This window comes from Streptomyces sp. NPDC103540 (genome assembly GCF_055584445.1).
In genome coordinates this window covers 135,943-150,063 of record NZ_JBVJMA010000013.1, presented here as the reverse complement: position 1 = coordinate 150,063, position 14,121 = coordinate 135,943, and the positions used below count along the sequence as shown (strand labels likewise).

Genomic DNA, 14,121 nt, shown 5'->3' with positions numbered 1-14,121 from the left:
CGGTGCGGGCCGGCCCGCGCGGCCGGCGCCACCGGCCCCGACGGGTCGGTGCGGGCGGCTCACACGGGGGCGGGCAGCGTCAGTTCGAAGCGGCAGCCGCCGGGCACGTTGTGGACGTCGGCGTGCCCGGCGTGCGCCTCGACGATGCCCCGGACGATGGCCAGCCCGAGCCCCGCGCCCGAGGGCGGGGTGCGCGCCGGTGATCCGCGCCAGCCCGTGTCGAAGACGCGGGGCAGGTCCTCCTCGGGGATGCCGCCGCAGGCGTCGGTGACGGACAGCACCACCGCGTCGTCGCGGCGTTCCGCGGCGACCGCGACGGTTCCGTCCGCCGGGGTGTGGCGAATGGCGTTGACCAGCAGGTTCGACAGGACCCGGCTCATCTCCCTGCCGTCGACCTCCACCGGCAGCGGTTCGACGCCCCCTCCGGCCAGGCGCACCCCGTGCTGCCGGGCCAGGGCGTCGGCGCCGGCCAGGGCGTCGCCCACGAGGTCGTAGAGGGAGATCCGGGTCCGGCTGAGCGAGAGCGCGCCGGCGTGGATGCGGGACAGCTCGAACAGGTCGGTGACCATGGAGTTGAGGCGCTCCACCTCCGCGCGCATCTGCCGGTGGTAGCGCTGCGGATCGCTCACCACACCGTCCTCCAGCGCCTCCGACATGGCGCGCAGCCCGGCCAGCGGGGTACGCAGGTCGTGCGAGATCCAGGCGACCAGTTCGCGCCTGGAGGTCTCCAGGGCGCGTTCGCGGGCGCGCGAGGCGGCCAGTCGCTCGCTGGTGAGGGCCAGTTCACGGCTCAGCGCCGCGAGTTCGGCGGGGGCCTGGGCCACGGGAGCGGTGAAGGTGCCTTCCTCGCCGAAGTTCCGTGCGGCGGTGAGCAGTTCCCGACAGCGCAGCACGACCTGGCGGCCCAGCAGCAAGGCGGTGGCGAGCGACACGGCGGCCGCCATCGCGACGACGGTGGTCACCACGGTGAGGTCGTGGGAGGAGAGGAACATGGCCCAGGCGACAGAGAGGGTGCCGGCGAGCATCGCGGCCACGGCGACCGCCGCGACGACCCCCAGGGACACGGCGACGCTCCGGCGGCGCAGTATCCGCAGCGCGACGGCGCCGAGCGCTCCGGCCGCCGCCGCGCCGAGGAAGGCGTACAGGGCGATGAGGAGCAGGTCACGCACGGTCGGCCCCCGCCCCGGTCGCCGCCCCGGCTTCCGTCCCGGCTTCCGTCTCGGTGTCGCTCTCGGCACGGTCCCGGTCGGACGGGTGCGGACCCGCCTCGAAGCGGTATCCCGCGCCCCACACCGTCCTGATCAGCCGCGGATCGGCGGGATCGCGCTCGATCTTCGCCCGGAGCCTGCGGACGTGCACGGTGACGGTGGACAGGTCGCCGAAGTCCCAGCCCCAGACGTCACGCATCAGCCGCTCCCGGTCGCAGACCTGCCCGGCATGCCGCAAGAAGTAGGTGAGCAGGTCGAACTCCCTGAGGGTGAGCGCGAGTTCGGCGCCGTCCTTCGTCGCCCGCCGGGCGGCCGGGTCCACGGTGAGTCCGGCCGCGGCGAGCACGGGCTCCTCCTCGGCGACGGCGGCGGACGCGCGGCGCAGCACCGACCTCACCCGCAGGACCAGTTCACGCGGGCTGAAGGGCTTCGTCACGTAGTCGTCCGCGCCGACCTCCAGGCCCAGGATCCGGTCCTCCTCGTCGCCACGCGCGGTGAGCATGACCACGGGCAGGGTGCGCCGCCCGTCGCCGTCCGCGCGCAGCCGGCGGCAGACCTCCAGGCCGTCCATGCCGGGCAGCATCAGGTCGAGGACCACCAGGTCCGGCCGGTACCGGGCGGCGGCCTCCAGCGCGGCCGGGCCGTCCGCGGCCCGGTGCACCGTGAATCCGGCCCGCTCCAGGTAGCCCGCCACGACCTCCGAGACGGTCGGGTCGTCGTCCACGACCAGGACGCGGCCCGCGACGCCGGCGGGCGGGCCGGAGGCGGGGTCGGGTGCCGGGCCGGGGCCGGGGCCGGTGTCATCGCTGATTGCCATGCCCCCAGGGTGACACCGGGCCGCGCCCGACGGACCCGCGCCCCTGCCCGGAGGGCGCGGTGTCCGCGTTTCGTAAGGTCTCAAGGCCCCTCCCCGGGCCTTCCGGTTCCTACGGTGTGGAGGGTGACTCCTTCCGCTCGTCCGCCCCGCGCGGACCTCGTCCTTCCCTGCCTCGACGAAGCCGAGGCACTGCCCTGGGTGTTGGCCCGGGTGCCGGCCGGCTGGCGGGCCATCGTCGTCGACAACGGCTCCACCGACGGTTCGGCCGACCTCGCCCGCTCCCTCGGGGCCACCGTCGTGCACGAGTCCCGGCGCGGTTTCGGGGCTGCCTGCCACGCCGGGCTGCTCGCCGCCCGCGCCGAACTCGTCTGCTTCTGCGACTGCGACGCCTCCATGGACCCCGCCCTGCTGGCTCCCATGGCCGACCGGGTCGCCGCCGGTGAAGTGGACCTGCTGCTCGGCCGTCGCCGTCCGCGCGGGCGCGGCGCCTGGCCGGCCCACGCGCGCGCCGGGAACATCGTCCTCGCACGGATGCTGCGCCACCGCACCGGACTGCGGCTGCACGACCTCGGCCCGATGCGGGTCGCCCGCCGCGAGGCACTGCTCGGCCTGGGGCTGACCGACCGGCGCAGCGGCTACCCGCTCCAGATGGTCGTACGGGCCGCCGACGCGGGCTGGCGGGTGGCCGAGACGGACGTCCCGTACCTGCCGCGCTCCGGAAAGTCCAAGGTCACCGGGACCTGGCGGGGCACCTGGAACGCCGTGCGCGACATGCGCCGGGTCCTGGCCGAGCCACCGACCGCCCGGCCCGCACGGAACGAGGGGATCTCCGCGTGAGCACCCTGCTCGTCATCGCCAAGGCCCCCGTACCGGGGCGGGTGAAAACGCGCCTGACCGCCCGGTTCACCCCACAGCAGGCAGCGGACCTGGCGCGCGCCGCCCTGGAGGACACCCTCGCGGCGGTCCTGGCCACGCCGGCCCGGCGGCGCGTCCTGGTCCTCGACGGGCGGCCGGGGTCCTGGGTCCCGGCCGGCATCGAGGTGGTCCCCCAGAGCGCGGGCGGCCTGGACGTCCGACTGGCCGCCGCCTTCGCCCTCGCCGACGGGCCCGCCCTGCTGATCGGCATGGACACCCCGCAGGTCACCCCCGACCTCCTCGCGCCCGGGCTCGACTTCACCGGGGCGGACGCGTGGTTCGGGCCCGCCGACGACGGCGGGTTCTGGGCCCTCGGCCTGGCCGAGCCCGACGCGGACCTGCTGCTCGGCGTGCCCATGTCCGCCGCGCACACCGGCCGCGTCCAGCGACACCGCCTGACCGACGCGGGCCTGACCGTCCGGAACCTGCCCGAACTGTGCGACGTGGACACCCCCGCCGACGCGCGACGCGTCGCCGCGACCGCGCCGTGGACCCGCTTCGCCGCCCTGCACACCGGCCTGTGCGCGGTGACGCGATGACCGCCCGGCTGGGCGAGCCGGCCCTGCGGGCCTGGCGGGCCGACCCGTACGCCGACGCCCTGCGCGCCGGGCGGGGCCCGCTCTACCTCCGGCGCCACGACGGTTGGCTGCTCCCCCTCGAAGTCGAACGGTGGTGCGCCGGGCCCGACGCGGCCGACGACACCGTCCTGGACCGATGTACCGGCCCCGTCCTCGACATCGGCTGCGGGCCGGGCCGCCTGGTCGCCGCGCTCGCCGCACTCGGGCACACCGCGCTCGGGGTGGACGTCACCCCCGAGGCGGTGGCCAGAACCGTCCGGGCCGGGGGCAGCGCCCTGTGCCGGTCCGTCTTCGACCCGCTCCCCCGCGAGGGCGGTTGGGGCACGGCCCTGCTCATCGACGGCAACATCGGCATCGGCGGTGACCCGGCCGCCCTGCTGCGCCGGGTCGCCGCACTGACCGCGCCCGGCGGGTCCGCCCTCGTCGAAGTGGCGGCGGCCGACGTCGACGAGCGCGTCGAGGTCCGCGTCGAGGACGGCGCCGGCGGCCGGGGGGCCCGCTTCCGGTGGGCCCGGCTGGGCACCCGCGCGCTGTGCGCCCAGGCGCGGGGCGCGGGTTGGACCCCGTACGACACCTGGCGGGTGGGGGGACGGCACTTCGTGCGGCTGACCCGCTGAACGGCGCTCCGCCGGGAGCCGCCGGGGCGGGGTCGCGACGGCGCGGACCCCACCCCGGCCGCTGCCGGCGCGGGCCGGGGTCTCAGGTCCGACGGCCGGCCCGGCGCCTCAGGGCCCGCAAGGCGGCGTACACGGCGGTGGACAGGGCGAGGGCCGCCATGGCGAGCAGCCAGTCGCGCGGGTAGTCCAGTGGCAGCACCGTCGGGTTGGCCACGGGTCCGGGGCGCAGGAGCGGGGGCAGCGCGATCAGCGTGAGGGAGCCCGCGACGATCAGGGCCGCACGCGGTACACCGCGCGGGCGCGCGCCCGCGGCGGCGGCGAGGGCGCCGACCACGAGCACCAGCGGCGCGACGAGCCCGTCGTGCACCACGACCGCTCCCCCGAGCCACGCGGCGATCCGCCACGGCTCGGGCTGCCGCGCGAGCAGCCATCCGCCCCAGGCCACGCACAGCAGGCCGCACGCGCCGGTCAGGTGTCGAAGGCCCCTCACACGACCTCCAGCCGGCCGACCCACTTGGTCTGCAGTACGCCGGGCCGGTTCGGGGCGATGATCCGCGCCGGATGGCCGTGGTCCAGGGACAGCACCTCGCCGCCCAGGCGCAGCGCCAGCAAGGTGAGCGGGTCCTGTGCGTAGCGGCGGCCCATGTCCGTCACCCGGTAGGCGCCCGTCGCCTCGAGGGAGACCACCCGGGCCCCCGCGCGCGGGCCGCCGCCGGCGCGCTCCAGGAGGTCCCGTACCCGTACGCCCGTCCAGCGCGCGGACTTGCTCCAGCCCTCGACGCAGGCGAGGGGCAGGGTCACCTCGTGCTGCGGCATCGCGCGCAGCTCGGCCAACGTCAGCGTGTACGGGCGCGGCCCGACCACGGTCAGCCTCCAGTCGAGCAGCGCCTCGCGGGTGACGCCCGCCGCCGCGGCCGTCCGGTTCACGGGAAGCCCCTGGGGGCCGTGGGCGGGGCTGCGGGGGCCGAACAGCTCCAGGGGGCCGAGGGCGGTGACGGACTGTCCGACCGTGGTCAGTGTCACGGCTGTGACCGCGGCGCCCACGCCGAAGAGGAGTTCTCGCCGGTCCGGCCCGTCGGCCGCCGGCAGGGCCAGGGTCGCGGGGGAACGGCGGGTGAAGTGGTCCCGGATCCGGGGCCACCGCACGGCCACGTGCAGGAGCAGGGACCCGAACAGGAGCCAGCCGACCGCGTGGTGCACGGGAACGAAGGCGAAGGGCCACGGATACCACTGAAAGGTGTTGAGCAATCCGGTGAACAGCTCGAACAGCGCGGCGGCGACGAGGACGGCCACGGAGATCCGCTCCAGGGCGTGCCGCGCGGACCGCACCGGCGGCCACGCGAACAGCCGTGGGTAGACCGCCCACAGCTTGGCGGCCAGCAACGGGACGGCCGCGATGCCGGACGCCACGTGCAGGCCCTGGGTGAGCCGGTAGCCCCAGTACGGGCGGCTCGGCAGCCGGTCCACCAGCAGGCCCGGCGGGTGTTGGAGGACGTGGCTCAGCAGGCCGGTCGCGAAGCAGAGGACCACGGCGGGGCCGAGCAGGCGGCCGATCACGGTCGCGGTGCGGGCATCGTGCAGGGGCGCCGTGAAGACGACGGGCCGCCCGGGTCGGGGGATGAGGCGCATGGCTCCATCACACCCCCGGCGGGGCCCGCGGGGGCGGCCGGAACACCTTACGAATCGCGGACACCGAGGTGGCGGGGCCCACGCGGGGGCCGATTCCTGGAACGCTTCCGCAGGTGACCCCGCCCACCACTCCCCGCATCACCGCGCCCGCCGGCCCACGCACCGGCCCCGTCCCGCGCGCCGCACTCACGACGATCGCCCTCGCCCTCGCCGCCCTGACGGCGGGACTCGCCCTCACCGTCACGTACGGGAACCGTTTCGGCGGCCCCGTCGGGCTCTTCGGGTGGTACGCGCTGTGCTGGGCGCTGTTCGTCGTCGCCCTGCTCGCGCTGCGCCGGGTTCCATCCCGCCTCGTCATGTGGCCGCTCGTCGCGGGGGCCCTGGCCGTCACGGTGACCGGGCTGTTGGGGCCGCCCCGGACCAGCACCGACTCCTACCGCTACGCCTGGGACGGCCGCGTCCAGTCCGCCGGCGTCTCCCCGTACGACCACGCCCCGCAGGACCCGGCCCTCGCCCGGCTGCGCGACCCCTGGCTGTTCCCCACCGGAGCCGTGTGCGCCGGGGCGGACCTCGCGCCCCTCCCGCCGGTCGAGGGGACGCCCCGCTGCACGCGCGTCAACAGGCCCGCCGTGCACACGATCTACCCGCCCGTGGCCGAGGCGTACTTCCTGGCCGTCGACCGGCTGTCCCCCGCGGGCGCCCGGCACAAGCCACTCCAGATCGGTGCCGCCCTGGTCTGTCTCGGTGTCACGGGCGTGCTGCTGCTGATCCCGCGGCGGCGCGGCGAGGACCCGCGGCGGGCGGCGTACTGGGCCTGGTGCCCGGCCGTACCCCTGGAGGCGGTCAACAACGCGCACGTCGACGTGCTCGGCGTGCTCCTCGCCGTCGCCGGACTCGGCCTCGTCGCCTCCCGGGCCCTGACGCGGCGGGCGGCGGGCGGCCTGCTGATCGGCGCGGCCATCGCCACCAAGCTGATGCCGGCCGTCGTCCTGCCCGGCGCGCTGTCCGGGGTCCGCCGCGCCCGCGACGCGGCCGTCGTGCTCCTGCCCGCGGCGGCCTTCGTCGCGCTGTCCTACCTCCCGTACGTCCTCCTCTCGCGCGGCTCCGTCTTCGGCTACCTCGGCGGGTACGTCGAGGAGGAGGGCTACGACGACCCCTCGGCGGGATCCCGCTACTCGCTCCTGCGTCTGGTCCTGCCCGACAGCTGGGCGCTGCCCGTCCTGGTCTGCGCCGTCGCGGCCGTGGCGGTGCACGTCATGCGGCGCGGCGATCCGCGCCGACCCTGGAGCGGCGCCCTCCTGGTCACCGGCTGTTCCTTCCTCCTCCTCACACCCGGCTACTCGTGGTACGCCCTGCTCCTGATCGCCCTCGTCGCCCTGGACGGGCGTGGGGAGTGGCTGGGCGTCCCCCTCGCGGGCGCCGCCGTCTACGTACTCGGCCCCACGCTCCACTTCCGGCCGTGGCTGAGCGACACGGCGTACGGGGCCGCGCTCGCCCTCGTGCTGGTGACGGGCCTGGTCCGGCGCGGGAGGGGGGCGGGCGAAGCGCCCTGAGGAGCCGACGGCCCGGCGGCGCGCATGTCGCCCCGGACCGCCTTCCGGCTGCTCCGGCCCGTCGACGCACAGCCGGCCCTGGGTGACCCGGACGCCGCCGCACACGGCCTCCGTCAGACCGTCCCCCTCACCGGAACGCTGCCGGACGGTCTGATCCGCCAGTACCGGCGCGGATGCGCCGCCCACAGCCGCCACCGGCTCCTCGGACCGCTGTGGTCGTTCCTCGCCGGCGACTGACACGTAGGATCAGCCGGTTCACGCCCCGGCACGGAGGTCCCCCTGGTGAGCGCGCTGTTCGATACCCACACCCGTCACGGTGGTCTGTTGCCGATGCGGCTTCATTCCCGGGTCGAGGACGGTGAGGAGTTGCACGCGCTCGTGTGGTCCCCGGGGCCCGGCATGCGGATGATCAGCAGCGCGGTACTCGGCGGAGGCATCGGGGAACGCGCCTGGGTCCTGAACGCACAGGTGGCCCACGGGTACCGGCGCATCGATCCGCAACGGCATCTGGCCGACCTGGCGCACCGGTTCGGCGCGGAAGGCGAGGGGGTGGGACTGATGACGGCCGCGGACGTCCGGGCGTACGGCCGGGGCGGTGATCGCGGGGTCGACGCGGTGGTCACCGCGGGTCTCGGGGTACGCGGATGGGCCGCGTCCCACGCCGATTCCGAGCCGGCGCCGATGCCCGGGACGATCAACATCGTCGTCGCGCTCCCGGTGGCCTTGACCGACGCCGCCCTGGTCAACGCGGTCGCCACGGCCACCGAGGCCAAGGTGCAGGCGCTGGTGGAGGCGGGCTACGACTGCTCCGGCACACCGACCGACGCGGTGTGCGTCGCGGCGCGGACGCCGGTGGAAGGCGCGGACGTCCACGCCTTCGCAGGGCCCCGTTCTCCGTGGGGCGCACGTCTGGCGCGCGCGGTGCACGCCGCCGTCCTCGCCGCCGCCCCCTGACCCTCCCCTGCCCGTCCCCGGGCCTCCCCCCGGGCCTCGCCCCGTGCTCCGGCCGGGGCGCCCTCGCCCGGACCGGACACGGCCCACCGAAACGATCACCGACTGTCACGGGCCGGTCCCGTGGCGAACTCGTGGCGTCCCCACCCTCTCGCGAGCCCGCCGCTCTCGCGGGCCGTGTCGTACGAACGGACGACCGGCGGGACGACAGCGCGGGCGGGGCGGCGGCCGGGGCCTCGTCCTGCCCTACCGTCGATCGGATGACCCGGGCTCCGCGGCCCCGTCCCTAGCGTGGGCACACGGCGGCGAACCGCGCCGCCCGATGGAAGGACGTCCCATGCCCACGTCACACGTCGCACCGCCCCGTCTGATCATGCCCGGCCACTCCTCCGCCGAGGTGAGCGCCGACCTGGCCGAGGAGCGCGACTGGATCCCGCCGCTCGTCGCCCCGGCCGCCGCCTCCCACTGAACCGCCGGGCCGTGGCGGGGGGGCGCGGGGCCCCCCCGCCGCGGGCCCCCCCCCCCCCCCCCCCCCCCCCCCCCGGGGGGGGGGGGGGGGGGGGCCGCCCCCCCCCCCCCCCCCACGCTCCTCCCCCTCCCCCACCCCTGCGAGGTGAATCGCATGCAGCGCACCTGCGCCGAGATCGACCGGCTCCTCGGCACCGACCCCCGGTTCGGCTCCGCCGACGCCATCGCGGAGCGCAACACGGCCCGGTTCCGCGTCGGTCTACGGCTCCTCGGCCGCCACCACGCGTCCCAAGCCGCCGTGTTCCGCCGCCTCGAACGCCTCCCGGACGACGCCCTGCGCCGCGTGCTGTACGACCCGGTGCTCCGCAACGCCTTCGAGCGGGACCTGAACCTGCTCTCCGTCCGGCCGGAGGATCCCAGCACGCTCGCCCTGATGCTGCGCCAGAGTCGGACGAAGAAGGACGGGTTGGGCCCCTGCGAGGCCCTCATGGACGTCCACCACCAGCCCTGGGCCGACCTCGGGCCCGCCTGGACGTGGACCTCCACCATGCCCGAGGACGTCCATCCGCTCCTGACCGCGCTCGGTCGACGGCGCGACGACGTCTTCAACGAGATGGGCGCCGACCGCAGGGTGGTACCCGACGTCGAGACCCTGGAGGCCCTGGCCCGGGGCGCCCGGCTGCTGGCCGAGCTGCTCCCGCACAGCGGCGCCGGCGCCCTGCGCCACGTCTCGCTCGTCGGCTTCGCGGAAGGCGAGGACGAGGACGGCAGCGTGCACTCGTTCGCGTGCGGCGACCGGCTGCCGTCGGCGCTGTTCCTCTCCCCCCAGGCGCTGAGCGACCCGTGGAAGGTGGCCGAGCTGCTGTTCCACGAGTCGCTGCACCTCAAGATGTTCGACATCATGCGCACCGGTGCGTTGGTGTCCGACATCGGCCGGATGACCGGCGTCCCGCCCTGGCGGGTGGTCGACTGGAACCTGCGCCGGGTGTACAGCTCACTGCACGTCTACGGCCACATGGTGCTGTTCTTCGCGGCGGCCGCCGAGGCCCCGGCCGACCTGCGCCGCCGCTACGGCGAACCGCCCGCGGCGGATTCCGTCGGCATGGTCACCCCCGGCAGTGCGGCCTCCGTCGACGGGACGTACTCCTCCAGCGAGGAGCGCACCCGTTATCTGGCCCGCCAGGCGCTGGAGGCCCACGCCGACGCCCTGACCCCCGACGGACGCGCCCTGGTGACCTGGATGCTGGAGGCGCTGGAGCCCCTGCTGCCCGGCACGGCCCGGCAGGCGGCCCCCGCGCCCTCGGCTCCCCCCGCGGAGGCGGTCGTGCCGGAGCCCGACTCCCCCGTCGCCGGATACCGCCAGTGCGGCCCCGTCACGGCGCTCCCGCTCCCCGAGCAGGGCATGCTGCTGGCCGCCGCGCCGGGCACCCACCGGATGCACTGGCTCAACTCCCGCGCCTGGCTGGTCTTCTCGCTGTGCGACGGCCGGGACCCGGCCGGGCTGGAGCGGGAGTACCGCAAGGTCGTCCCCGACGACGCGGCCGGCCTCGCCGAGGCCCTGACGGCCCTCCGGAGGGTCGGCCTGATCGACGCCGTCCCCGGGCCCGCGGCCGAGCGTGGGGAAGCGGTCCCGGAAGGGGCCCTGGCGCAACCCGCCTGAACCGTCGCGGCGGAGGCGGCCGCCGCGCCCTTGCGGCCGGATGCGTCGAAGTCGTGCCCGGGCGGTTCCCGCGCCGCGCCTCACGCCCGGACGACCTCGACGGGGAGTCCCGCGGCGCGTGCGGCGGTGACGGTGGCCGCCGTCCCGCCCGGGCCGCCCGGCAGGCCGTTCCACACCGCGACCAGCAGGTCGGCGCGGCCCAGGAGTACGCGGTTGGCCGCGCTGTAGGCGCGTACGGAGGCCTGCCGGAACGGCATGACCGTCACGCGGGCCGCGGCGTCGCGCAGGCGGTCGAAGTCGGCGGCGTAGTGCGGGGCCACCATCCGCGCGCGGTAGTCGTGCGACGGGAGGACGACCTCCAGTCGTCCCCCGGCCTCCAGGACGAGGTCGGCGAACAGGGCGTCGGCCCCCTGGGCCAGGCAGGAGATCCCGGTCAGCCCGCCCGGGGACGAGCGTGCGAGGACGGCGCGGAGGTCGTCGGCGATCGCGGCCGACCTCGCCGGATCGATGCGCGTGTGCCCGGTGACGGCGACCGTCGCCATGTCCCCTCCCTCCGCCGAGGAGCCCGTACCGGACGGCCGGCCCGCTCGTGCACGGCGAACGATAGTCCGGGCCGCGGACATCGGCAGGACCGGGGCGGTGGGCCCGCCCGTGCGCCGCCCGCCGGACCGGCGGCTACCGATCGTCTTCGCTCCCGGTCCCGGCCGGGCGGTCGACGAGGTCGCGCAGGAGTGCGGCCGTCGCCGTCGCGCCGGCGACCGCGATCAGGAGCGGGATGATCACCTCCTGCTGGAGGCCGGTGAACTCCAGGGCGAGTACGGAGGCCGTCACGGGCATCCGCTGTGCGACGGCCAGGAACGCTCCGGCGGCCACGACCGCGTACGACCCCGGCACCGCACCCGGCCACACCGACTCCCAGAGCGTGCCGGCGACGATGCCGAGCAGGGCTCCGTTGGCGAACGAGGGGGTCAGCAGCCCTCCGTACGCACCGGCCCGCAGGCACAGCGCGACGACCGCCGTCCGGAGCAGCAGGAGGACTGCGGCCAGTGCGAGCGAGGGGTGCGCGGTGAAGGCGATGTCCGCGGGTCCCTTGCCGTTGCCCAGCAGTTGCGGGAAGGGCACGGCGAGCAGGCCGACGCACACGAACGCGAGGGGGGCGGTCACCAGCAGGGCGTTGCCGCGCGGGGCCCGGCGGCTCGCCGCCGCCGTGAGCCGGGCGAAGCCGTACGCGCAGGCACCCACCACGGGGCCCACGACCATCGACCACGCGATCAGCGAGCCACTGAAGGGCAGTTCCGGGAGGATGTAGGCGGGTTCGTCCGGCACCACCAGCCGGGCCACCAGGGTGGCCACCGCGGCGATCAGCACCGCCGGCACCACGGAGCGCAGGGCCCAGGTGCCGAGCAGCGCCTCCAGCGTGAACAGCGCACCGCCCAGCGGTACGTCGTAGACCGCCGCGAGGCCTCCTCCGGCGGCGCAGGCCACGAGGGTGCGGCTCTGGTCGGGAGTGAGCCCGACCCTCCGGGTGATCCCGGTGGCGAAGAGGGCGGACAGCTCCCGCGGCGCGACCTCCCGGCCCAGCGGTGAGCCCAGCCCGATGGTGACTACCTGGAGCGCGGCGTGCGCGGAGGTGGTCGCCCAGGGCATCCGGGGGCGTTTCATCCGCAGCGCGCGGGCGATGGGGACCAGGGGCGATCCGTAGCGGTGCACCAGCCACCACCCCAGCCCGGCGACCACTCCGGCGAGGGCCATCGCCACCACACGGCGCGACGGCGGGGCCGCCTCGACCCCGTCGAGGAACGAGCCCTGGCTGTAGCCGTACGCGGCGTGCTGGACGGTGTGCAGGAGCAGTGCCAGCGCGGCGCCCGCCGCCCCTGCGGCCAGGCCGACGGCGAGGGCCGCGGCGGCGAACCGGAGCCGCCGCGCGACGGGGGTGTGATCGACCGGCATGGTGGCACCCTAGGCCGTCTCTTCCGGATCTTGCCTGACCCGCGCCGCCCGGCACCGCGCCTCGCCGCGTTGTCGAGGCACCCGAGTACGTCCGGTAATCGGGAGCCTCTCCGCCTTGCGATACTTCCCCTCGGCCCTGCGGGCCTGGGGAGACCCCATGGCACCGAACGACGCGGGCTTGACCGGCAAGATCCGAAAGAGGCGGCCCAGCCGCGGCGCGAGGGCGGAACGCGACGACGCTCGGGGGCGGACACGGCGGTCTCGTTCGTTTCCCGAGCGCGGCCGTCCACCCCGACGACGCACCCGGCCGGGAAGGCTCAGCGGTACACGCGGCTCCGGGGCCCTCGTGCCGGCGCCGGTGGTGCCGAGTGTGCCGCCGGCGACGGCGCCGCGGTCGCGGTGCTGTCGCCGGTGGGGCGTCAGCGTTCGGCGCCGGCGGGGGTGGTGGCCCCGACGGGGGTGGGTGCGTTGGGGCGGGTGGACTGGCAGCGCTGCTTCTCCGACTCGGTCAGGGGGCCGGTGCGCTGGTAGATCCGGTCGGAGAGGGTCGTGGAGGGGTGGTCGACGACGGTGTGCAGGCGCCAGTCGTAGTTGGGGTCGGTGGCCTTGGTGGTCGCGTGGAACCATCCCTCGGTGCGTCGGCGCGAGCCCTGCGTCTCGATCCAGGAGGCCTCGGCCGGCTGGACGACCTCGTTGACGGTGTGGGTCTGCGTCGTGTTCCAGGCGGGGCTCAGGCCGGTGCCCTGGGTGTACTGCTGGGCCATGTTGGTCGGGGTTCCGGTGCCGCTGCCGGGCAGGCCGGCGGCTGCGGGGAGGTCACCGTGGGAGCGGTTGGCGGTGGAGACCGGGCGAGTGCGGTTCAGGGTGTTGCGGGTGCAGTTGAGGTAGGTTTCCGCGGCGACGCGGGCGGGGGCGTAGTAGCTGAACGAATAGTCGTCCTCGGCGGTGAAGGTGCAGCGGTTCACGGCGCCGTTGCAGTAGGCGACGGCGTCCGACACGGCGCGGCGGTCGTTGCCGTAGAACGCCTCGGAGGCGGGCAGGGCTCCGGCGGGGACGGTCTTGTCGACCGGCGGGGGTTCCTGGGTGACGCGGACGTTGGTGACGAGGGGGCCGCAGGCTCCGGAGGCGTTCTGGGCGGCGGGGACGGTGGAGACGAAGGTGAGCAGCGGCTCGTTGGCTCCGGCGGTGAAGGCGAGGGTGACGCCGGTGCGCCAAGCCGGCTTCCAGTAGGTGCCGTTCTTCTCGGTGGTGGGCTGGGTCGTCCGGTCGGTCAGGGGCCCGCCCTCGCCCTGGACGGTGTAGGTCTGGCCGTTCTCGAGTGCGGCGGCGGTGCACGAGTTGGAGACGCTCGGGCTCTCGTCGTAGGTGACGGTGACCTTCGCTCCGGCGCGCACTCCGCGCAACCGTTGCTTGAGGCCCCAGGAGGCCTCGTCGGGGAGGCGGAGCATCGCGGCGACCAGGCCGTCGGGGTGGCCGCCGGAGGCCGCGTCCCAGCGCCAGACGCCGCCCGCCGTGCCGGTTCCCGAGGTGGAGCCGACCGACCACGCGTGGGGGTTGGCGCCGGTGTTGACGCCGGTGAAGGACGGTTGGGCGAAGTCGCCGTTGAGGACGGTGACCGGTACGGGGGCGGCGGCCCGGGTGGGCGATACGGATACGGAGGCCTCGGCGGTCGTGCCGGCGAGCAGGCCGAGACACAGGCTCAGGCCGACGACCGGTGCGGTACGGGTCAGCGGGCGGACGGGGCCGACGGGGCGGGGGCGGGATGCCATGGGGTT

15 protein-coding genes are annotated in these 14,121 nt (G+C 75.8%); 8 read left to right on the top strand and 7 right to left on the bottom strand.

The annotated features are described in order from the left end of the window. Positions 1–59: 59 nt before the first annotated feature. Entirely contained in the window at positions 60–1,169 is a 1,110-nt protein-coding gene (locus ACZ6ZI_RS29045) for a sensor histidine kinase (protein ID WP_469525603.1), read from the bottom strand. After that, the gene (locus ACZ6ZI_RS29040) at positions 1,162–2,025 is read right to left on the bottom strand and encodes a response regulator transcription factor (protein ID WP_469525601.1); all 864 of its coding nucleotides are present in this window, start codon (positions 2,023–2,025) and stop codon (positions 1,162–1,164) included. The genes ACZ6ZI_RS29045 and ACZ6ZI_RS29040 overlap by 8 nt, the downstream gene beginning before the upstream one ends. Before the next feature lie 123 nt (positions 2,026–2,148). Here ACZ6ZI_RS29040 and ACZ6ZI_RS29035 point away from each other — a divergent pair, with 123 nt between their 5' ends. The 3 genes from ACZ6ZI_RS29035 to ACZ6ZI_RS29025 are packed head-to-tail and all read left to right on the top strand — an operon-like array spanning position 2,149 to position 4,135. Then, positions 2,149–2,862, top strand: coding sequence for a glycosyltransferase family 2 protein (locus ACZ6ZI_RS29035; RefSeq protein WP_469525598.1), 714 nt, complete (start codon positions 2,149–2,151; stop codon positions 2,860–2,862). After that, the gene (locus ACZ6ZI_RS29030; protein WP_469525596.1) at positions 2,859–3,479 is read left to right on the top strand and encodes a TIGR04282 family arsenosugar biosynthesis glycosyltransferase; all 621 of its coding nucleotides are present in this window, start codon (positions 2,859–2,861) and stop codon (positions 3,477–3,479) included. Before ACZ6ZI_RS29035 ends, ACZ6ZI_RS29030 begins: the two co-directional genes overlap by 4 nt. Beyond that, a complete protein-coding gene (locus tag ACZ6ZI_RS29025; protein WP_469525594.1) occupies positions 3,476–4,135 on the top strand; it encodes a class I SAM-dependent methyltransferase in 660 nt (219 codons plus the stop codon). The genes ACZ6ZI_RS29030 and ACZ6ZI_RS29025 overlap by 4 nt, the downstream gene beginning before the upstream one ends. Before the next feature lie 82 nt (positions 4,136–4,217). Here the strand turns inward: ACZ6ZI_RS29025 and ACZ6ZI_RS29020 are convergent, their stop codons facing one another. Together ACZ6ZI_RS29020 and ACZ6ZI_RS29015 are read right to left on the bottom strand one after the other, a co-directional pair. Continuing rightward, the gene (locus ACZ6ZI_RS29020; RefSeq protein ID WP_469525593.1) at positions 4,218–4,625 is read right to left on the bottom strand and encodes a hypothetical protein; all 408 of its coding nucleotides are present in this window, start codon (positions 4,623–4,625) and stop codon (positions 4,218–4,220) included. Next, the gene (locus ACZ6ZI_RS29015; protein WP_469525592.1) at positions 4,622–5,764 is read right to left on the bottom strand and encodes a molybdopterin-dependent oxidoreductase; all 1,143 of its coding nucleotides are present in this window, start codon (positions 5,762–5,764) and stop codon (positions 4,622–4,624) included. The genes ACZ6ZI_RS29020 and ACZ6ZI_RS29015 overlap by 4 nt, the downstream gene beginning before the upstream one ends. Before the next feature lie 113 nt (positions 5,765–5,877). Here ACZ6ZI_RS29015 and ACZ6ZI_RS29010 point away from each other — a divergent pair, with 113 nt between their 5' ends. From ACZ6ZI_RS29010 to ACZ6ZI_RS28990, 5 genes are all read left to right on the top strand, one after another. Continuing rightward, complete coding sequence (locus tag ACZ6ZI_RS29010; protein ID WP_469525589.1) at positions 5,878–7,317, top strand: glycosyltransferase 87 family protein; 1,440 nt, start codon at positions 5,878–5,880, stop codon at positions 7,315–7,317. A 24-nt stretch (positions 7,318–7,341) separates the two neighbouring features. Beyond that, a complete protein-coding gene (locus ACZ6ZI_RS29005; protein ID WP_469525587.1) occupies positions 7,342–7,554 on the top strand; it encodes a hypothetical protein in 213 nt (70 codons plus the stop codon). A gap of 93 nt (positions 7,555–7,647) precedes the next feature. Beyond that, complete coding sequence (locus ACZ6ZI_RS29000) at positions 7,648–8,271, top strand: adenosylcobinamide amidohydrolase (protein ID WP_469525585.1); 624 nt, start codon at positions 7,648–7,650, stop codon at positions 8,269–8,271. A gap of 334 nt (positions 8,272–8,605) precedes the next feature. Beyond that, positions 8,606–8,737, top strand: coding sequence for a hypothetical protein (locus tag ACZ6ZI_RS28995; RefSeq protein WP_469525582.1), 132 nt, complete (start codon positions 8,606–8,608; stop codon positions 8,735–8,737). Between the two features lie 153 nt (positions 8,738–8,890). Beyond that, positions 8,891–10,396, top strand: coding sequence for an aKG-HExxH-type peptide beta-hydroxylase (locus tag ACZ6ZI_RS28990; protein ID WP_469525580.1), 1,506 nt, complete (start codon positions 8,891–8,893; stop codon positions 10,394–10,396). An 80-nt stretch (positions 10,397–10,476) separates the two neighbouring features. Here ACZ6ZI_RS28990 and ACZ6ZI_RS28985 read toward each other — a convergent pair whose 3' ends face one another. The 3 genes from ACZ6ZI_RS28985 to ACZ6ZI_RS28975 form a co-directional block, all read right to left on the bottom strand. Further along, positions 10,477–10,938: a hypothetical protein gene (locus ACZ6ZI_RS28985; RefSeq protein WP_469525578.1), complete on the bottom strand. Its 462-nt coding sequence runs from the start codon at positions 10,936–10,938 to the stop codon at positions 10,477–10,479. Between the two features lie 133 nt (positions 10,939–11,071). Next, positions 11,072–12,346 (bottom strand): chloride channel protein, encoded by a 1,275-nt coding sequence (locus ACZ6ZI_RS28980; protein WP_469525574.1) that lies wholly within the window; start codon positions 12,344–12,346, stop codon positions 11,072–11,074. Between the two features lie 419 nt (positions 12,347–12,765). Continuing rightward, a complete protein-coding gene (locus ACZ6ZI_RS28975) occupies positions 12,766–14,115 on the bottom strand; it encodes a hypothetical protein (RefSeq protein WP_469525572.1) in 1,350 nt (449 codons plus the stop codon). Positions 14,116–14,121 lie beyond the last annotated feature (6 nt).

Coding starts and splice junctions, on each gene's coding strand:
- ACZ6ZI_RS29040 (WP_469525601.1), bottom strand. CDS start 2,025: ATGGCAATCAGCGATGACACCGGCCCCGGCCCCGGCCCGGCACCCGAC.
- ACZ6ZI_RS29025 (WP_469525594.1), top strand. CDS start 3,476: ATGACCGCCCGGCTGGGCGAGCCGGCCCTGCGGGCCTGGCGGGCCGAC.
- ACZ6ZI_RS29015 (WP_469525592.1), bottom strand. CDS start 5,764: ATGCGCCTCATCCCCCGACCCGGGCGGCCCGTCGTCTTCACGGCGCCC.
- ACZ6ZI_RS29005 (WP_469525587.1), top strand. CDS start 7,342: ATGTCGCCCCGGACCGCCTTCCGGCTGCTCCGGCCCGTCGACGCACAG.
- ACZ6ZI_RS29000 (WP_469525585.1), top strand. CDS start 7,648: ATGCGGCTTCATTCCCGGGTCGAGGACGGTGAGGAGTTGCACGCGCTC.
- ACZ6ZI_RS28995 (WP_469525582.1), top strand. CDS start 8,606: ATGCCCACGTCACACGTCGCACCGCCCCGTCTGATCATGCCCGGCCAC.
- ACZ6ZI_RS28990 (WP_469525580.1), top strand. CDS start 8,891: ATGCAGCGCACCTGCGCCGAGATCGACCGGCTCCTCGGCACCGACCCC.
- ACZ6ZI_RS28985 (WP_469525578.1), bottom strand. CDS start 10,938: ATGGCGACGGTCGCCGTCACCGGGCACACGCGCATCGATCCGGCGAGG.
- ACZ6ZI_RS28980 (WP_469525574.1), bottom strand. CDS start 12,346: ATGCCGGTCGATCACACCCCCGTCGCGCGGCGGCTCCGGTTCGCCGCC.
- ACZ6ZI_RS28975 (WP_469525572.1), bottom strand. CDS start 14,115: ATGGCATCCCGCCCCCGCCCCGTCGGCCCCGTCCGCCCGCTGACCCGT.